This window comes from Pyruvatibacter mobilis, from assembly GCF_012848855.1.
In the GTDB taxonomy this organism is placed as follows: Bacteria; Pseudomonadota; Alphaproteobacteria; order CGMCC-115125; family CGMCC-115125; genus Pyruvatibacter; species Pyruvatibacter mobilis.
Genome location: NZ_CP051630.1, coordinates 1,770,660 through 1,788,629, shown reverse-complemented (window position 1 = coordinate 1,788,629; position 17,970 = coordinate 1,770,660). Strand labels below are relative to the sequence as shown.

The following is a 17,970-nucleotide window of genomic DNA, read 5'->3' as shown; positions in this document are numbered from 1 at the left end:
GGTCTGCCTTGGTCCGGTCTTTCTGGACGATGGGCAGTATAGGCCGGGTCAGGCCGCCTTCGCCATCACCGGCTTGTACTGGGATGAATCGGTGATGAAATCCGCATGCCCATAGCTGTCGAGCAGCCGCTCCACCTTGCGCACCAGCATCCGGTCAGCGATTGCCCCGGCGACTGGCAGGCGCAGCAGCGCCTTGTAGGCTGCTGCCTTGGGAAAGATGATCGCGGCGGTGACGGCGGCGGCAATCTTGTCGTTCAGGGTAAGCCGCACGCCCATGGCCTCGGCACGTTCGATGCGGCCTTCGCAGAAATTCTGGATGAAATAGACGCGCGAGAACCCGCGCTCCATCCAGTCGCGCAGGCGGCCCAGCGGCGATACGTCCTTGGAGAGGTCCGCCACCATGGTGCCGCGCACAAGCTCGCCGCAGGTGGCATCGTCATATTCAGAGCGCAGGGTGGCATTGCGCATGAGCATCAGGTCGGCGATGGCCTGGGGCGTGTCGGCCAGAAGGTCCTGCGGCAGGCCGAGCAGGAAACATCTGTACCGGGACAGTTCCACCATGCAGCGTTCGGGCTCGGTGAAGCTGGTGCGACCTTCCTGAAGGATGCGGAACGACATGAGGAACACGCCGATGAGCCCGGCGGGCATCTGGTCCACCTGCGGAATGGGAATGCCGTAGGTCGCCTGGTCCCACTTGCCTGACCGCATGATGTTGAACCGCACCATGGAATGCATCAGCCGCACCTTGGCGGCTGCCTTGAACCCGCCGCCGAACCGGCCCAGCGCGCCGGGCAGGGTGGTGGCGGTGAAGAAGCTCGCGGTCTCCAGCACCCGCTTGGCGGAGGTAGTATCAGACAGCGTGCCTGTCATCATCATCGGCAGGGCAGAATACTTGTTCATGAAGGTGGCGATGAACGCCCCGCGAATGGCGTAGGGCGACACATTGGCCATCAGGTTGCGCTCCTGCCGGGCGCCGCGCTCGACCATCTCCATGTTGACCCAGTCCGGCGTGTCCTCCATGGCGCGGATGAAGGCAACGAGCTCGGCGGGCGGGGTCTCGACGGCCTCGATGCCGTGATCACAGGCCGTCTCCAGCATGTCCACCAGGGCGCGGAAACCATATTCGGGAATGAGCGCCGCATAGGCGTCGGCCACCCGGTCGCCGGTCATGGTGTAGTTGCGGATCAGGGCCAACTTGCCGTCGTCCGCCAGCAGCCGCTGCCGCGTGTCGGCGAGGCGGGCGGGCAGCTCGGTGGCAGCGTCCGGCGAGGTGGCAAAGCGCTCCGGCACCGCGTCGAAATCAATGCCGCCATAGATCGCCGGAATGTCCGTCTTCTGCCGCCGGACGGCATCGGAGTAAAGCGGCGCGGTGGACGGCGCAGATTGGGACGACGCGGGCATGGACATGGGGCACCTCTCCTGGACCGGCGCGTGCCGGATCAATGTTTTATCGATTGATATTATCGGGTGATATAAAAATCAAGTGACGCGATGACACGCCCGCGCGGACCGGGGCGGTGCGGGCGGCAACCTTGTCATGGGCGTGGGGAAAAGGGGGCGGCTCAGCGCTCGAGCGGGACGGTGAGGCGCATGCGGGCGCCGTCCTCGGTGACGCTGCTTTCCACCGTGCCGCCGAGACTGGCGGCGGAGCTTTCGATGATCTTCATGCCGAGGCCGGAGGAGAACTCGCCGGACACGGGCGGCACGCCGCCATCGGGGCAGTCGCCGGTACCGACGCCATCGTCGCGGGCCTCGACAACGAGCATGCCGTCATCGGTGATGTCGCCGCGGACCTCGATCCGGCCGGCGCGATTGCCGGGAAAGGCGTGCTGGAACGAGTTGGCGGCGAACTCGTTGACGATCATCGCGATGCCGGACGCCATTTCCGACGGCACCTTGATGGCGGTGAAATCGAAGACGACATCCACCTGCACGGGCGCTGTGGCCTTGAGGCTTTCACCGATGGTCTTGGCGAAGATCGACAGATCCACGGAATCAACGGCGCTGGTCTGGTACATCGCCTGATGCAGCGCCGCGATGGCGTTGACGCGGGTCTGGGTGGCGGTGAGGGCGGCCTTGGCTTCCGGATCGGTGAGCTTGCGGGTCTGCAGGCGCAGCAGGCCGGAGACCATGGCGAGCGAATTCTTCACCCGGTGATCGACCTCGTTCTGAAGGATGATCTGCTGCTGCAGGGCGAAGCGCAGGTCGATCTGCCGCATGACCTGGCGGGCGAGAATCTTGATGGTGTCGCGCTGGATATCGGTGAGGCTGCGCGGGGCGTGGTCGAGCACGCAGAGCGTGCCGATGGGCAGGCCGTCCTCCGTCTTGAGTAGCGCGCCTGCATAAAAGCGCAGCGGCGCTTCGGCAGCAAGGCAGAGCGGGTTGTCGGCCATGCGCGGGTCGGCCAGCGTGTCGTGAATCTCGACGAAATCCTCACCCAGAATGACGTGGCTGCAGATCGACGTGTCGATCGGCGTCTCGCGCGTGCCGAGGCCGACCTCCGCCTTGAACCACTGGCGGTCTTCGTCGATGAGATTGATGACGGCAATCGGTGCGTCGCAGATCGCCGCGGCAAGGCGCACCATCTCGTCGAACTCTTCCTCGCGCGGTGTGTCGAGGATGCCGTAGCTGCGCAAGGCCCGCAGGCGGTCGTCTTGCTGGGGATGCGCGTCGGCTTTCATACAGGGCTTTCGATTGGGGGTGGCCGGACAATGCAGATCGTCCCGGTCCGGAAGGGCCGGGCATAAAATCACGGCAGGCCAATAAATCAAACCACTAATCACGGCCATGAGATGGCAGCGTTAATGATGCCCGTTATTCAGGTGTGCAATCGGCGGGTCACATGTGCCCTTGCGTGAAATCTCGCCGGGCACAAAGCCTGTATTCAGGCGGGCGTCCACCCGCCTGAATATTCATTCATGCAGGCTGGCGGTTACTCCGCAGCTTCATAGACAGGTTTCAACTGGTCGATGAGGGCCTGCTGAACGGGCGCGGTGGCCGCATTGACCGCCTCGACGCCCATGTCATGGCCGACCTGGGTGCGCAGCGGGCGCGGGCCCTCCATTTCCACCAGCCCTGCGATGGCATGGGCCACATTGCCGGCATCGGTCATCGCATCCCCTTCATCGAACATGGTCTGGAACATGCCCAGCAGCCGGTCACGGCCCTTGGCGCGGTCACCATAGGCGGCCACCACATCGGAATCGGCGGGGGCGGGAGAGGTGGAGACGAGGTCGGTGCCGTGGCCGCTTGGCTCCACCAGCACGCTCTCGATGCCCTGGGGGGCAAGTTCGTAATGCAGGCTCTCGCAATAGGATTCCATCGCCCATTTGCTGGCACAGTAGACGCCGAAGAAGGGGATGGAGAGGCGGCCGGCGGCCGAGCTGAGGCTGACCAGAAGGCCGCTGCCGCGAGCACGCATGCCGGGCAGCACGGCCCGGCTGGTGCGCACGATGCCCATGAGATTGACATCCATGCACTGGCACACCTGATCTTCCGTATACGCCTCAGTGAGGCCGGTGGGCATGACGCCCGCATTGTTCACCAGCACGTCGATGGGGGTGTGCTTGTCGATGGCCGCGATGGCGGCATTGACCGAGGCGTCGCTCGTAACATCCATTTCTGCGACGGTGATGTCGCGGCCCGCTGCGGCCTCCGCCCGCAGGCCGCTGGCCGCGTCGGCATTGCGGCCGTCAGGGTCGCGCATGGTGGCGATTACCTTGTGGCCGCGTTCGGCAAGATGCCGGGCGGTGAGCAGGCCGATGCCGCGGCTGGCACCGGTGATGAGAATGGTCTGTGGCGTTGTCATGGGAATGTCCTTACGCAACGTGGAACGGGACGCCGGACGGGGGTCAGGCGTGGGCGGGGGCAGATGTCGGGAAAACGCTCTTCAGGAAGAGATCAAGGGGGGCGCTGGAGGCTTCAGCCTTCATGCGGGTCAGCGCGCCGCTCCAGGAATTGAGCAGCCAGTCCGCGGCTTCCGCCGGGCTGAGATGCGCAAGGCCGAGGGCGGTGGTGCCGGCCTGGGTGATCGGCCCGGCGAGGCAGGCGGACAGCTCGGCCCATTGCTCGGCCAGAAGGGACTGGAAGGCGGGGTTCTGGTCCGCCAGCTCGGTTGAGAGGTTGCACATCAGGCAGCCGTCCTCGAAGCCGCGGCCACGGAAATCTTCATAGGCCGTCTCGAAGAACCGGCGCAGCCTGTCGAGGGGGCCCGCGCTTTCGTCGCCCAATATGGTCCTGGCCATATCGAGCTGGCCTGCGTGGTAGTGCCGGGCAACGGCGAGGCCGAACGCCTCCTTGCTGGAGAAGTGGTGATAGAACGAGCCCTTGGGCACGCCGCTGGCCGCCAGGATCTCGCTGATGCCGATGGCGCTGAAACTGCCGGACCGGATCAGCCCGACACCGCTTTCCAGAAGCCGGTCATGAGCATCTCCATAGGCCTTGTCGTTGCGGGGGCGGGGCATGGCGGGTCCTGCGCGTGGTTATTGAATTAGACCGGTCAAATATTAATCGGCTCGCGCCCCTTCAAGGGGGCGTGGCCGAAAAAAAGCCGGGGCGGGCCGGAGGCGGGGCAGAAACCGGCTTCAGAGGGGGCAAAAACCGGCTTCGGAGAATGTGGTGAGAAGCGTGCACGGGGGAGAGTGCGCCGGGCGGCTAAATCCGCTACACCTCCGGCAATCGGTTTTCAGTTTCGGGGGACGAACGTGTCTGTAAGGAAGCTTTCCCGCCGCGCTGCGCGGGCAGCCCGCGCACCGTCGATAATGGTCGCGCTGGTGGCAGCGCTCGCTGCCGGCGGCGCCTGGGCACAGGACAGCCAGTCCGCAGGGCAGGAGGGGGGCCTCAGCTTCCCGCCGCTGGTCTCCCCGGGTGAGACGGCCCAGCCGGTGGCGCAACCGCAGACACAGTCTCAGCCAGGCACCGGACCCGCCGACGCACCGCAACTGACGCCGCCAACGCCCGTGCTCGAGGCGCCTGCGCCCGCAGACGCTGCACCCACAGAGGCAGTGCCCGCTGAGGCCGTACCGGCTGAACCGGGCGAGGCTGACGCCGTGCAGGCGGCAGCGGATCCCGATGACGTGGATGGCATCTACGAAAACGAATTGTGCCACGCCCAGTTCTTCGACGGCGGCACGCCGCAGGCCGCCATCCTGCACTGCACGCGGGCGCTTGAATCAGGCGATCTGAGCGACGGCGATCTCGTAACCGCGCGGGTCAATCGCGGCATCGCCTACAAGCTCAACGGCCAGCTCGAGCTGGCAATCGAGGATTACACCGAAGCGCTGAAGCTGGCGCCGGATGCGGGCGACATCTACACCACCCGCGCCAATGCCTTTCTCGAAATGGCGCGGCTGGACGCGGCCATTTCCGACGCCAACAAGGCACTGGCCTTCAATCCGGACTATGCCCCGGCCTTTTTCGTCCGGGGGCGGATCTTCGAAGCGCTGGGCCAGAACGGGTTCGCGCGGGATGATTTTCTGCGCGCCTACGAGCTGGCCCCGGACAATGCCGACATCCAGGAAAAAGCCTGGGCTTACGGCGCCAACCAGAACTAGACACGCCGGGTCACCGCAGCGCGGGCCGGACGGCACAGACCGGATGGCGCGGGCAGACATAAAGGCACGGGCATGAGGGAGACGAGGACATGGTGAAGCTGCCGGTTTTGGAAACAACGGGACACGCGCTGACGGCGCCGTTCCGCTATGTGTGGCCGCTGTTTCCGTTTTATCTGGTGCTGCAGCTCGGCATGGTTGGCGTGATGGGCGCTGTCAGCAGCGTCGGCGCATCGGCGGACGGGGATGTGGGACTGGCGGTCGAGACGGCCAACCTGCCCCTCGCCATCGCGGCGGGCTTCGTGCTGTTCATCGCCTTCATCATGCTGGCAGTGCTGACCCACCGGGTGATCGCGGGCGTGGAAGAACCCTGGCAGCTCGGCCGTCCCTCCGTCAGCTATTTCCTTGTCAGCCTGTGTTTCAGCCTGCCGCTGCTGGCGATCATCCTGCTGGCCGGGATGGTATCTGGCGGGGCCATGCTGACCGGAGCCCCGGCTGCCGCGCCGCCGCCCAGTGTCGCCCTGTCATTGGCGCTGATCGGGATCTATGTCGCCTTCTTCTTCATCTTTGTGCGGCTGGGGCTGGCCCTGCCGGCGGCAGCGCTGGAGCAGCCGAAGCCGCTGCTGCTGGGATATCGTGCCTCTTCGGGCAATGGGTGGCGGCTGTTCGGCTGCTTCATGCTGATCGTCATTGCCGCCATGATCGTGAGCACCGTCCTGACGCTGCTGGGCTCTGGTCTCGGCATCATCGATTGGCCGCCCACGGATGAAAACGTGCAGGGCCTCGCCAATGCCTTCGACCTGTCCGACCCCGATGCGTTCGGTATCCTGACGGTCAATGTGCTGACCAACTATTTCACCACCGTGGCCTCGACCGCCTTCCTCACCTATTCCCTGCGCGCCCTGTGGCCGAATGTGGAAGGCGGGGCGGCGGCAGCATCCGCCGGCTGACGGCAGGAAAACACCACCCATCCAAAACGGACCGGACAGCGGGCTTGCCCGCCGCCCGGCCTTTGGGCAAGGTGCTGCTACCCGTCACACGTGACGGTGGAGCCGCATGACGGGCCGTCCGGGGGGGATGGCGGGCGGCAAGAGGGGCACATATGCGCAAGCTTCCGGTTTTCGACGTTCTGGGCCAGGCCTTCAGCTCGCCCATCCGCTATTGGTGGCCGCTGCTGCCGGTTTATCTCGCCGTGTCTGTAGTCATAGTCTTCGCGATGCCGCTGCTGTTCGGGGTTTCGATGCCCGCGATGGGACAGGCAACAGTTCCGGGCACGGAGGCTGGAGCCATGATTGCCTATTTTGCCCTCATGCTCGTGTTGCTGTCGGGGGTCGTCGTGCTGACCCATCGCATGGCAGCGGATGCGCCGGACAAATGGGCGCTCGGCATGCCCGTGGTTCGGTACCTCATCACCACCGTGCTGCTCATGCTCATGCTCGGCGTCATCGCCGGTATCCTGGTCTTGCTTATCGGACTGTTCACCGGCGGACTGACGGCAACACCCGGCACCTCGGTGGGAATCGGCGGTGCAGTTGGCATCGTCCTTGCCGTTCTCGTGGGTATCTTCATCTACGGCCTTGCTGCACGGCTGTTCCTTGCGCTGCCGGCCGCCGCGCTGGGCCGTAAAAAGGCGATCCGCACGGCCTGGCTGATGAGCGAAGGCAACACGCTTCGGCTGTTGGGTGCCTGGGTGCTCTACGCGATCCTCGTGCTCGCGGTGTCGTTCGGCCTGCTCTTTGTTGTCGGCGCCACGGGCTTCGCGGGTGGTGCCAATCCCATGGGCGGCCCGGCGGCAACGTCCTTCACGCCAGTGGGCATTCTCGTCACCCTCGTGAATGTGGTGGTGAACTATTACCTGTTCATCTTCGGGGCGGCCTTTCTCACCTATTCCTACCTGGAACTGCTGCCCAACGCGGAGAGCGGTGCCACGGCGGCGGACACTCCGGCTGCAGCGCCCGCGCCGGCAGCCCCCGAGGCCCCGTCATAGGCCCCTCCGGCCCCGTAAACGGCTGAAATGTGCGGTTTTTGGCGGGGGCGGCGGATGCATAGCCGCCCCGCGCTGCTGCTGATTGTCACAGGGCGGTGCAGCGACTAGGCTGCGCCGCCGCAAAAATGGGGCTCTGGCCGGGTTTTCCGCGAAAAAAGCGCGGGCATTCCGGGCCGGGCATCCCATATGCGCGCTGGTATCCCTTGCCCCCCAGTCAGGAGGCCCGGCCATGTCGACGCACGCCGCCATCCGCCGCAAGACCGTTCCGCAGATCCGCAATTCCAAGAACAAGACGCCGGTCGTCTGCCTCACCGCCTATCACGCCCATACGGCGCGGCTGGTGGACCCCTATGTGGACCTGCTGCTGGTGGGCGACAGCCTGGGCATGGTCATGCACGGCATGGAAAACACGCTGGGCGTGTCGCTGGAGCTGATGATCCTGCACGGCAAGGCGGTGATGCGCGGCGCGCAGCAATCCGTCGTGGTGGTGGACATGCCCTTCGGCTCCTACGAGGAAAGCCCCAATGTGGCCTTCCGCAACGCCGCCCGGGTGATCCAGGAAACCGGCTGCACCGCCATCAAGATGGAAGGCGGCGCGCGCATGGCGGAGACGATCCGCTTCCTCACCGAGCGCGGCATCCCCGTGATGGCCCATATCGGCCTGACGCCGCAGAGCGTGCAGACCATGGGCGGCTACAGGGTGCAGGGCCGCGAGACCGACGGCTGGGCCGCGCTGGAAGAAGATGCCCGCGCTGTTGCCGAGGCAGGCGCGTTCTCCGTGGTGCTTGAGGGTATCGCCGAACCACTGGCGGCCCGCATCACCAAGCAGATCGACATTCCGACCATCGGCATCGGCGCCTCGCCCACCTGCGATGGGCAGATCCTGGTGCTGGAAGACATGCTGGGCCTCAACCCGACGCCGCCGAAATTCGTCAAGGAGTTCGCCTCCCTCGGCGCGGCGATTGAAGGGGCGGCGGAGGCCTATGCCAAGGAAGTGCGCAACCGCAACTTCCCCGCCGAGGAACACACCTACGCCATGAAAGGCAATTCCTCGGGTACCTGACGGCACGCTGCCGCTAACGGCCTGAAATCGCCTCTTTTTTGACGCTTTATGGCTGGAATAGCCGGGGCAGCCCGGCTAGTTTCGGATGCGTCCGGATCATGATCCGGCAATGGCGCGCGGTCCCGCGCGCAAGACGGTGTGCGCCGGGGCGCGGACACCGATGTGCCGGACGCTGCGGGGGGTGGCCCCGCCGGCGCTCCCCAAGGCACACCCCGCGACAGAACAGCCACCGGAATTAGAAGGCCGCCTTCCTTGAGCGATATTTTCCGCGAAGTCGAAGAAGATCTCCGCCGCGAGCGGTACGAATCCCTGTGGGACACCTATGGCGCCTATGTCATCGGCGGCGCCGTGGCGCTGATCGTCGCCGTCGGCGCGGTGAGTTGGTGGAACGCCTCCACCAAGACCGCCGCCGAGGACGCGGCCCGCGCTTTCGTGGCTGCCGATCAGCTGGCCGAAGAAGGCAACACCGAAGAGGCCGCCGCAGCCTTCGCCACCCTCGCCGAAGAGGGCAATGGCGGCTATGAGGCGGTGGCCGGCATCCGCGCGGCGGGCCTGATGGCTGAAGCCGGCGACGTGGACGGCGCGGTCGCCCGGCTGGACGCGATTGCCGCCGGAGGCGGTGACGACACCCTGCGCAGCCTCGCAGCCCTGCGCGCCGCCATGCTGTTGGCTGACACCGCCAGCATCGATGATCTCAACATCCGGCTCGCGCCGCTGGCGGAGGAGGGCGAACCCTTCCGCTTCTCGGCGCTGGAGCTGCTGGGCTTTGCCGCCCTCAAGGCCGGTGATGAAGACGCAGCCGCCAACAATTTCCAGATGCTGGCCGATGCCGCCGGGGCGCCGCCGCTGATGCGCGAACGCGCCCGCGACATGCTGCGCGGCCTGCAAGTGGACGGCCCCGTCGCCCGCCAGCTGCCCGCCACACCGGCCGGGGAAACAGGTGAGGCTGGCGAGGCGGATGACACCGGTGCCGCAGAAGCACCGGACACGGAAGAAAATGCGTCCGGGGGGGAAGCGCAATGACGGTACATGGTTTCGCCCGCGTGGCGCTGACGGGGCTCCTGCTCACGGGCCTTGCCGCCTGCGACACGGTCAATGACTGGATCAGCCCGTCCGAAGACCCGCCGCTGCCCGGCGAACGCATTTCCGTGCTGGCGCTGGAGCAGTCGCTGGAGGCCGACCCGCGCATCGCATCGCTCCAGGTCATCCTGCCGGCACCATACGTCAACGACAGCTGGTCCCAGCCCGGCGGCTTTCCCGACAACGTGCTGCACCACCTCGATGCCTCTGACGCCATCGCCGAAGACTGGCAGGCAAGCGCCGGGGCGGGGTCGAGCGACGACGGCCGCCTGACAGCACCGCCCGTGGTGGCCGATGGCCGTATCTTCGTGCTCGATGCCGAGGGCGGCGTGCGCGCCTTCGCAGCCGACAGCGGCACGCGCCTGTGGGCCGTGGACCTGACGCCGGAAGACGCGGATTCCGAAGAAGGCTTCGGCGGCGGGCTCGCCTATGACGACGGTACGGTCTTCGCGGCCACCGGTTTCGGCACCGTGGTGGCGCTGGATGCCGCAAGCGGTGAACAGCTCTGGACCCATGACGGCCGCACGCCCTACCGGGCGGCCCCGTCAGCAGTGGGCGGCCGCGTCTTCGCCATCTCCTTCGACAACCAGACCGTCGCCCTGGCCCAGGCCACCGGCGAGGTGCTGTGGACCCATGCGGGCATCCAGGAAACAGCCGGCATTCTCGGCTCGCCGAGCCCGGCTGTCTCCGGCGACACGCTGGTCGTGCCCTATTCGTCCGGTGAACTGTTCGCGCTGCGCGTCGAGAACGGCCAGGAAATCTGGAACGACACGCTGACCCGCGTGCTCTCCAACACGGCGCTCGCCAACATCTCGGACATTGCCGGCCGCCCGGTGATCGACCGTGACCGCGTGTTCGCCGTCAGCCATGCGGGCCGCATGGTCTCCATCGACATCCGTACCGGCGAACGCGTGTGGACGCGCTCGCTCTCCGGCGTGCAGACGCCGTGGATCGCCGGCGACTTCATCTTCATGGTCACCACCAACGCGGAACTCGTGGCCCTGTCGCGCCGCGACGGGCGCATCCGCTGGGTGTCTCAGCTGCCGCGCTTCGAGGACCCGGAAGACCGCGAAGGCCCGATTGCCTGGGCCGGTCCGGTGCTGGTGGGTGACCGTCTGCTAACTGCTTCTTCCACCGGCGAGATGCTGGCGGTGTCGCCCTATAGCGGCGAGACCCTGGGCCAGATCGACATCCCGCGCGGCACTTTCATTGCGCCAATCGTGGCCAACAAGACCGTATTCGTGCTGACCGACGGCGCCGACCTGCTGGCCCTGCGCTAGCCGGGCCCGCGCCGCCGGCCACCCGACTGCCCGCGGCAGGAGCCGCAACTCATGAGCTTTACACTTGCCATTGTCGGCCGTCCCAATGTCGGCAAATCGACCCTGTTCAACCGCCTTGTCGGCAAGAAGCTGGCGCTGGTGGACGACACCCCCGGCGTCACGCGTGACCGCCGCGAAGGCGACGCCAGGCTGGGCGACATTCACTTCAAGATAATCGACACCGCGGGCTTCGAAGATGCGTCCGGCGACGTGCTGCCTGCCCGCATGCGGCGGCAGACCGAAGCCGCCATCGCGGCCGCCGATGTGTGCCTGTTCCTGGTGGATGCGCGCGCCGGCATCATGCCGCTGGACGAAGAGATCGCCCGTATCCTGCGCAAGGACGAGACGCCGGTGATCCTCGCGGCCAATAAGTGCGAAGGCAAGCAGGGCGAAGCGGGCCGCATGGAAGCCTTCCGCCTCGGCCTCGGTGAGCCGCTGGGCATTTCCGCCGAACACGGCGAGGGCACGGCTGACCTTTATGGCGCGCTGCTGCCCTTCGCCGAAGAAGCAGGCGCTTTCGAGGAAGACGAGCAGGAGGCAGAACCCGTCATCGATATGGATGCGGAGGATGCCGACGACATCGTTGATGAAGAGATCGACGACGAAAAGCCGCTGCGCCTTGCGGTGGTGGGCCGCCCGAATGCCGGCAAGTCCACGCTCATCAATGCGCTTATAGGCGAAGACCGGATGCTGACCGGGCCGGAGGCCGGCATCACCCGTGACTCGATCTCGGTGGACTGGAAGGTCGGCAAGCGACGCATCAAGCTGTGGGACACAGCCGGCCTGCGCCGCCGCGCCCGGGTGACCGAGAAGCTCGAAAAGCTGTCCGTCGCCGACACGCTGCGCGCGGTGGATTTCGCCGAAGTCGTGGTGCTGCTGATCGACGCCACCCAGCCCTTTGAAAAGCAGGACCTGCACATCGCCGACCTGGTGGTGAATGAGGGCCGCTCGCTGGTGCTGGCGATCAGCAAATGGGACCTGGTGGAAGACCGTGCCGCCGCGCGTCGGGAGATCGACCAGCGGATTGATGAATTGCTGCCGCAGGTGAAGGGCATCGAGATCGTGCCGATCTCATCAATGACCGGGCAGGGGCTCGACAAGATCATCCCCGCAGCCCTGCGCGCCTATACGCGCTGGACGCGCCGGGTTTCGACGGCAGCGCTCAACCGCTGGCTGGAAATCGCCGTCAGCCGCCACCAGCCGCCTGCCGTGCAGGGGCGCCGCATCCGCCTGCGCTATATGACCCAGGCCAAGTCACGGCCGCCGACCTTCATCGTCTTCTCCCAGCGCGCCGAGAAACTGCCGGACAGCTATGTGCGGTATCTGGTGAATGGCCTGCGCGAGCGCTTTGATCTCGACGGCACGCCCATCCGCCTGATGATGCGCAAGGGCGACAATCCGTATGCGGCCAAACGCACACGGCGCGGGACGTCGATCAAGGCCAAGATCAAGAGCAAGGCGGCCAGCAAGCCGAAGAAGGGCTGAGGCCTTCTCCGCCGCCGCTCGGGCACGGGGCCTAAGACCCTCCGGTCAAGCCGGAGGATCTCTGGCGGCAGGCACGGACATGCACCACCGATACCGCGACAAGCCGATAAGCGAGTGGGTCTTCCGGTCAGGCCGGACGGATATGGGAGTTCAGGACGCCTTGCGCTCGAAGCGGCGAATTTCGCCGTTGACGGTGTAGGTGGGGGCGGCCATTTCCAGGAACAGCGCTGCCACCTCGTTGGGGTGCGGCAGGGTCTCGGGGTCTTCGCCCGGCATGGCCTTGGCCCGCATGGCGGTGCGGGTGGGGCCGGGGCTCAGCAGGTTGGCGCGCACATTGGTCGTCTCGCACTCCGCCGCATAGGTCTTCACCAGCGCATCAAGCGCTGCCTTGGAGACTGCATAGGGGCCCCAATAGGCGGGCGTCTTGGTGGCGGCGCCGGACGTCACGAAGATGGCCCGGCCCGCGTCTGCCGCGCGCAGCAGCGGGTCCATCGACCGCAGCAGCCGCCAGTTGGCATTGACGTTGATGTCGATTGCCCGGTGCCAGTCCTTGGGCTGCACATGGCCGATGGGCGACAGCACGCCCAGATCGCCCGCATTGCCCACCAGCACGTCGAGCTTGCCCCAGCGCTCGTAGATGGCGGCCCCCAGCCGGTCCACGCCCTCATAATCGGTGAGGTCGAGCGGCACCAGCGTGGCGTTGCCGCCTTCCTTCTTGATGGCGTCGTCCAACTCCTCGAGCGCGCCCTCGGTGCGGGCGACCGCAATCACATGGGCGCCCTCGCGGGCGAAGGCGAGGGATACGGCATAGCCAATGCCGCGCGAGGCGCCGGTGACGAGGACCAGCTTTCCGTCAAATGTACCAGGCATGAAATCTCGGTCTTGGGGTCAGGCAATTTCCGCCAGCAGCGACAGCTGCGCGCCCGCCCGGTCGCCATCGCGATCGGTCAGCGGCGTCGGATAATCGCCCGTGAAACAATGGTCGGTGAGCTGCGGGTGCTCATCGTCGCGCGCCTCGTAGCCGAGCGCCTTGTAAAGACCCTCGACGGTGAGGAAGGCGAGGCTGTCGACGCCGATGTAGGAGCGCATGCCCTCGAGGTCGAAGCGGTGCGCCAGCAGCTTGGACTGGTCCGGCGTGTCGATGCCGTAAAAGTCCGAATGGGTGATGGGCGGGCTGGCGATGCGCAGATGCACCTCCCGCGCACCGGCGTCGCGGATCATCTGCACGATCTTGATGGAGGTGGTGCCGCGCACCACGCTGTCATCCACCAGCACCACGCGCTTGCCTTCCACCATGGCCCGGTTGGGATTGTGCTTCAGCTTCACGCCGAGCTGGCGGATCTGCTGGGTCGGCTCGATGAAGGTGCGGCCCACATAATGATTGCGGATCAGGCCCAGCTCGAAGGGCAGGCCCGCTTTCTCGGCATAGCCAAGGGCGGACGGCACGCCGGAATCAGGCACCGGGATGACGACATCCGCGTCCTCATGGCTTTCAGCAGCAAGCTGCGCGCCGAACTCCTTGCGCACCGCATAGACGCTCTTGCCGCCGACGATGGAATCCGGACGGGCGAAATAGATGTGCTCGAACACGCACGGCCGGCAGGGCTGCGGCGGGAAGGGCTTGTGGCTCTCCACGCCATCTTCCGTACACACCACGATTTCGCCGGGCTCGATCTCGCGCACGAAATGGGCACCGATGATGTCCAGCGCGCAGGTTTCCGAGGCCAGCACCGGGCAGCCATTGAGGTCGCCCATCACCAGCGGGCGGATGCCCTGCGGGTCGCGCGCGCCGATCAGCTTCTTCGGCGTCAGGCAGACAAGACCATAGGCGCCTTCCACCTGGGTCAGCGCGTCCACCAGACGTTCCACGATGCGCGGCTTGGCCGAGCGGGCGACGAGCTGGAGAATGGTCTCGGTGTCCGAGGTGGACTGGAAGATCGCCCCGTCGCGCACCAGCTGGTCACGCAGGGTCAGCGCATTGGTGAGATTGCCGTTGTGGCCGATGGCAAACCCGCCGCCCCACAGATCAGCGAACAGCGGCTGCACATTGCGCAGCATGGTTTCGCCGGTGGTCGAATAGCGGTTGTGGCCGATGGCGGCGTTGCCCGCCAGGCGGTTGATCATCTTCTCGGACGAGAAGTGGTCGCCCACAAGGCCCATGCGGCGCTCCGCGTTGAAGCGGCTGCCGTCATAGGAGACGATGCCGGCTGCTTCCTGTCCGCGGTGCTGGAGCGCGTGCAGGCCCAGCGCCGTCAGCGCGGCGGCGTCTTCATGGCCATAAACGCCGAACACGCCGCACTCTTCGCGCAGCGTGTCGCCTTCCATGATCTCGCGCCAGGTCTCGTAATCGATGAGGGTGTCGTTCTGTGCCGGGGTAGGGGAGCCGGACTTGGATGCGTCTTGCTTGGTCAAGGCAACCTCTTGCGCCACGGGATGCCCGGATGGGGACGGCATCCCTTGGAAGAACCGAATGGGTGAGCGGTCTGCCGGACCGCCTTCAGCTCCGGATGAGCTGGCCGTCGATCACTGCCCGTTCCCATTGTCGACCGACTCGATCAGCTGGTCGAGGCGGCGGCGTTCCTCAGCGTTATACCCTTCGGCGGCGTCGCTGTCAGCGCTGCCATTTTGCGGGTCTGCCTTGCTGCCGGTTGTGGACCCGGCATTCGGTGTGGCGGCGGGTGCAGCCTGTTTCGGGCGTGCATGCTGGGCGGGACGGTTCTCCTCACCCGGATCAACCAGATTTGTCAGGGTTTCCGCCGTTGCGGAGACCAGCGGCAACAGCCGCGATTCGTCCAGCCAGGCCGGAAAATCATCCCGCGCCACGAGCCAGGCGATGAACATATAGGCGATGGTGACAAGCAGAAAACCCCTGGCCAGGCCGAACAGGAACCCGCCGGTGCGGTCAAGCGCCCCCACATGCCCGTCCGGCACCCGCTCGCCCAGATAGAAGCTGAGGAAGGAGGCCAGGACCAGCACGACGGCGAAGACGAGAAAGGCGGCGGAGCCGTCCGCCAGCCATGTCGGCTCGATCCATTCGCGCGCCTTGGGCGACAGATAGGGCAGGGCGATGATGGCAGCAGCCGCGGCCGTGACCCAGGCGAGGATCGACAGCATTTCGCGCACGAAGCCGCGCACCATGGCCAGCAGGCCGGATATCAGCGTCACCGCGATGACGATGGCGTCAAACCCGGTCATCCTGCCCCCTCTTCGTCATGCTTTCCCCGCCGATGACGCAACATTCATGGTGAACAGGGTTTTACCCTAAGCGTCGCCGCCGGGCACGTCGGAATGGCAAATGACGTTAACGAGCTGGCCGATGGTGCCGATCTCCCGGACCGTGAGACCGCCGGACAGCGCTTTCAGTCCCTTTGGGCCGATGGCCTTCCTGAAGCCGAGCTTGGCGGCTTCCTTGGCCCGGTTCTCCGCCTGGGTGACGGCCCGGATGTCGCCCGACAGGCTGATCTCGCCGAAGACGACGGTCTGCGGGTCGATCGGGGCATCATCAAGCGACGATAACAGGGCGGCGGCCACGGCAAGGTCGGCGGCAGGCTCGTTGACCCTGAGGCCGCCAGCCACGTTGAGATAGACATCGAAGCCGCCGAAGCTGGTGCCGCAGCGGGCTTCGAGCACCGCCAGCACCATGGACAGCCGGCCGCCATCCCAGCCGACGACGGCGCGGCGCGGCGTGCCCAACGAGGTACGCACCACCAGCGCCTGGATTTCAACCAGCACTGGCCGCGTGCCTTCAATCCCGGCAAACACCACCGAGCCGGACGCGCTTTCCGAGCGGTCATTGAGGAACAGGGCGGACGGGTTGGCAACTTCCGCAAGGCCCGTGTCGCGCATCTCGAAGACGCCGATCTCGTCGGTGGGGCCGAAGCGGTTCTTCACCGCGCGCAGGATGCGGAACTGATGCCCGCGCTCGCCTTCGAAATAGAGCACCGTGTCCACCATGTGCTCCACCACGCGCGGCCCGGCGATCTGCCCTTCCTTGGTGACATGGCCGACGATGATCAATGCCGTGCCCTTGGCCTTGGCGACCTGCACCAGCGCCTGCGCGCAGGCCCGCACCTGGGAGACCGTGCCGGGGGCTGATTCAAGCGCGTCGGACCACATGGTCTGGATCGAATCGATGACGACGGCATCCGCCGCCGGGGCCTGCTCCAGCGTCGCGACGATGTCGGCAAGGCTGGTGGCGGCAGCAAGCTCCACCGGAGACTTCTCAAGCCCCAGCCGCCGCGCGCGCATGCGCACCTGGGCGATGGCCTCCTCGCCGGAGATGTAGAGCGCCCGCTTGCCGCTGCGTCCCAGCGCTGCCATCGCCTGCAGCAGGATGGTTGATTTGCCGATGCCCGGATCACCACCGACAAGAAGCGCCGAGCCCGGCACCAGCCCGCCGCCGCAGACCCGGTCGAACTCGGCGATGCCGGTGATATGGCGCGGGGCTTCCGCCGTCTCGCCCTCAAGCGGCACAAGGTCGAGCACCTTGCGCGCGCCGCGTGTCAGCCTGGCTGTGGCGGGAGAGCCCGCGGGGCCTGAGCCTGCGGTTTCCTCGACGAGCGAGTTCCACTCGCCGCAGCCATCACACTTGCCCGCCCATTTGGCATGGACGGCGCCGCAATTCTGGCAAACGAAGCGGGTGGCGGGCTTGGCCATCAAACGCGTCGGGCGGGGCGGCGGGCGCCGTTACGCCTTCAGCACCTCCATCTGGATCGGGCCTTCCGCCCGGCCGTTGACGAACTGGTCCACATAGGGATTGCCGCAACTATCCACCTCGGACGCATCGCCCGTCCAGATGATCTGGCCCTTGTAGATCATCGCCATGTGATCGGCGATCTTGCGGGCCGAGGCCATGTCATGGGTGATGGAAAGCGCCGTCGCGCCCATGTCCTTCACTGTGTCCACGATCAGCTCGTTGATGACATCCGCCATGATGGGGTCGAGGCCCGTGGTCGGCTCGTCGAAGAAGACGATCTCAGGGTCATGGGCGATGGCGCGGGCGAGGCCCACGCGCTTCTGCATGCCGCCGGACAATTCCGACGGGTTGAGCTCGCCCACATCCGCCGACAGGCCGACCTTGGCCAGCTTCTCGATGGCGATGTCCTTGGCCTGGGCGCGCGGCATGTTCTCGCCCTGCACCAGCGCGAAGGCGACATTTTCCCAGACCTTGAGACTGTCGAACAATGCCGCGCTCTGGAACAGCATGCCGAACTTCTTCAGCACCTGCTCGCGCTCCCGCTCGGAGATGCCGGTCACTTCCTCGCCATCGACCTTGATGGAACCGGACGTGGGATGGATGAGCCCGAGAATGCATTTGAGCATCACCGACTTGCCGGTACCCGAGCCGCCGATCACCACCATGGAGCGGCCCTGCTCGACGGTGAGGTTGATGCCGTCCAGCACGGTCTTTGGGCCGAAGCTCTTGTGCACGTCGGTCAGCTGGATTTTCGGCGATGCGGCCATGTCGGTCTTGCCTCTGGCGAACAG

General features: G+C 66.1%; 16 protein-coding genes. 7 read left to right on the top strand and 9 right to left on the bottom strand.

The window, feature by feature from the left end; all coding sequences use genetic code 11:
• Window positions 1–48 precede the first annotated feature (48 nt).
• From HG718_RS08400 to HG718_RS08385, 4 genes are all read right to left on the bottom strand, one after another.
• Window positions 49–1,407: an oxygenase MpaB family protein gene (locus HG718_RS08400; protein ID WP_205345658.1), complete on the bottom strand. Its 1,359-nt coding sequence runs from the start codon at window positions 1,405–1,407 to the stop codon at window positions 49–51.
• Window positions 1,408–1,562: 155 nt separating this feature from the next.
• Window positions 1,563–2,681, bottom strand: a complete 1,119-nt coding sequence (locus tag HG718_RS08395) for a sensor histidine kinase (protein WP_160587464.1) — start codon at window positions 2,679–2,681, stop codon at window positions 1,563–1,565.
• 251 nt (window positions 2,682–2,932) lie between these two features.
• Complete coding sequence (locus tag HG718_RS08390; protein WP_036265373.1) at window positions 2,933–3,808, bottom strand: SDR family oxidoreductase; 876 nt, start codon at window positions 3,806–3,808, stop codon at window positions 2,933–2,935.
• A 43-nt stretch (window positions 3,809–3,851) separates the two neighbouring features.
• Window positions 3,852–4,463: a TetR/AcrR family transcriptional regulator gene (locus HG718_RS08385; RefSeq protein WP_160587465.1), complete on the bottom strand. Its 612-nt coding sequence runs from the start codon at window positions 4,461–4,463 to the stop codon at window positions 3,852–3,854.
• A gap of 240 nt (window positions 4,464–4,703) precedes the next feature.
• On the opposite strand from HG718_RS08385, the gene HG718_RS08380 reads away from it, so the two are divergent.
• From HG718_RS08380 to der, 7 genes are all read left to right on the top strand, one after another.
• Complete coding sequence (locus HG718_RS08380) at window positions 4,704–5,552, top strand: tetratricopeptide repeat protein (RefSeq protein WP_160587466.1); 849 nt, start codon at window positions 4,704–4,706, stop codon at window positions 5,550–5,552.
• An 89-nt stretch (window positions 5,553–5,641) separates the two neighbouring features.
• Window positions 5,642–6,499 carry a hypothetical protein gene (locus tag HG718_RS08375; RefSeq protein ID WP_160587467.1) on the top strand — a complete coding sequence of 286 codons (858 nt, stop codon included), beginning with the start codon at window positions 5,642–5,644 and terminating at the stop codon, window positions 6,497–6,499.
• 152 nt (window positions 6,500–6,651) lie between these two features.
• A complete protein-coding gene (locus tag HG718_RS08370; protein WP_160587468.1) occupies window positions 6,652–7,536 on the top strand; it encodes a hypothetical protein in 885 nt (294 codons plus the stop codon).
• A gap of 229 nt (window positions 7,537–7,765) precedes the next feature.
• Complete coding sequence (gene panB, locus HG718_RS08365; protein ID WP_160587469.1) at window positions 7,766–8,599, top strand: 3-methyl-2-oxobutanoate hydroxymethyltransferase; 834 nt, start codon at window positions 7,766–7,768, stop codon at window positions 8,597–8,599.
• 252 nt (window positions 8,600–8,851) lie between these two features.
• Window positions 8,852–9,622 (top strand): tetratricopeptide repeat protein, encoded by a 771-nt coding sequence (locus HG718_RS08360; protein ID WP_160587470.1) that lies wholly within the window; start codon window positions 8,852–8,854, stop codon window positions 9,620–9,622.
• Window positions 9,619–10,959 (top strand): PQQ-like beta-propeller repeat protein, encoded by a 1,341-nt coding sequence (locus HG718_RS08355; protein ID WP_036263581.1) that lies wholly within the window; start codon window positions 9,619–9,621, stop codon window positions 10,957–10,959. Before HG718_RS08360 ends, HG718_RS08355 begins: the two co-directional genes overlap by 4 nt.
• A gap of 51 nt (window positions 10,960–11,010) precedes the next feature.
• Complete coding sequence (der, locus tag HG718_RS08350) at window positions 11,011–12,483, top strand: ribosome biogenesis GTPase Der (protein WP_160587471.1); 1,473 nt, start codon at window positions 11,011–11,013, stop codon at window positions 12,481–12,483.
• A gap of 150 nt (window positions 12,484–12,633) precedes the next feature.
• Here the strand turns inward: der and HG718_RS08345 are convergent, their stop codons facing one another.
• From HG718_RS08345 to HG718_RS08325, 5 genes are all read right to left on the bottom strand, one after another.
• Window positions 12,634–13,353, bottom strand: coding sequence for an SDR family NAD(P)-dependent oxidoreductase (locus HG718_RS08345; protein ID WP_160587472.1), 720 nt, complete (start codon window positions 13,351–13,353; stop codon window positions 12,634–12,636).
• A gap of 18 nt (window positions 13,354–13,371) precedes the next feature.
• The gene (gene purF / locus HG718_RS08340) at window positions 13,372–14,937 is read right to left on the bottom strand and encodes an amidophosphoribosyltransferase (protein WP_170080195.1); all 1,566 of its coding nucleotides are present in this window, start codon (window positions 14,935–14,937) and stop codon (window positions 13,372–13,374) included.
• Between the two features lie 69 nt (window positions 14,938–15,006).
• Entirely contained in the window at window positions 15,007–15,678 is a 672-nt protein-coding gene (locus tag HG718_RS08335; protein ID WP_027840082.1) for a CvpA family protein, read from the bottom strand.
• 66 nt (window positions 15,679–15,744) lie between these two features.
• Entirely contained in the window at window positions 15,745–17,139 is a 1,395-nt protein-coding gene (gene radA, locus HG718_RS08330; RefSeq protein WP_160587473.1) for a DNA repair protein RadA, read from the bottom strand.
• 30 nt (window positions 17,140–17,169) lie between these two features.
• The gene (locus HG718_RS08325) at window positions 17,170–17,946 is read right to left on the bottom strand and encodes an ABC transporter ATP-binding protein (RefSeq protein ID WP_160587474.1); all 777 of its coding nucleotides are present in this window, start codon (window positions 17,944–17,946) and stop codon (window positions 17,170–17,172) included.
• Window positions 17,947–17,970 lie beyond the last annotated feature (24 nt).

Bases quoted from the DNA above. Each gene is read 5' to 3' on its own strand.
- HG718_RS08400 (WP_205345658.1), bottom strand. From the start codon at position 1,407: ATGTCCATGCCCGCGTCGTCCCAATCTGCGCCGTCCACCGCGCCGCTT.
- HG718_RS08395 (WP_160587464.1), bottom strand. From the start codon at position 2,681: ATGAAAGCCGACGCGCATCCCCAGCAAGACGACCGCCTGCGGGCCTTG.
- HG718_RS08390 (WP_036265373.1), bottom strand. From the start codon at position 3,808: ATGACAACGCCACAGACCATTCTCATCACCGGTGCCAGCCGCGGCATC.
- HG718_RS08385 (WP_160587465.1), bottom strand. From the start codon at position 4,463: ATGCCCCGCCCCCGCAACGACAAGGCCTATGGAGATGCTCATGACCGG.
- HG718_RS08375 (WP_160587467.1), top strand. From the start codon at position 5,642: ATGGTGAAGCTGCCGGTTTTGGAAACAACGGGACACGCGCTGACGGCG.
- HG718_RS08370 (WP_160587468.1), top strand. From the start codon at position 6,652: ATGCGCAAGCTTCCGGTTTTCGACGTTCTGGGCCAGGCCTTCAGCTCG.
- panB (WP_160587469.1), top strand. From the start codon at position 7,766: ATGTCGACGCACGCCGCCATCCGCCGCAAGACCGTTCCGCAGATCCGC.
- HG718_RS08355 (WP_036263581.1), top strand. From the start codon at position 9,619: ATGACGGTACATGGTTTCGCCCGCGTGGCGCTGACGGGGCTCCTGCTC.
- der (WP_160587471.1), top strand. From the start codon at position 11,011: ATGAGCTTTACACTTGCCATTGTCGGCCGTCCCAATGTCGGCAAATCG.
- HG718_RS08345 (WP_160587472.1), bottom strand. From the start codon at position 13,353: ATGCCTGGTACATTTGACGGAAAGCTGGTCCTCGTCACCGGCGCCTCG.
- purF (WP_170080195.1), bottom strand. From the start codon at position 14,937: ATGCCGTCCCCATCCGGGCATCCCGTGGCGCAAGAGGTTGCCTTGACC.
- HG718_RS08335 (WP_027840082.1), bottom strand. From the start codon at position 15,678: ATGACCGGGTTTGACGCCATCGTCATCGCGGTGACGCTGATATCCGGC.
- radA (WP_160587473.1), bottom strand. From the start codon at position 17,139: ATGGCCAAGCCCGCCACCCGCTTCGTTTGCCAGAATTGCGGCGCCGTC.
- HG718_RS08325 (WP_160587474.1), bottom strand. From the start codon at position 17,946: ATGGCCGCATCGCCGAAAATCCAGCTGACCGACGTGCACAAGAGCTTC.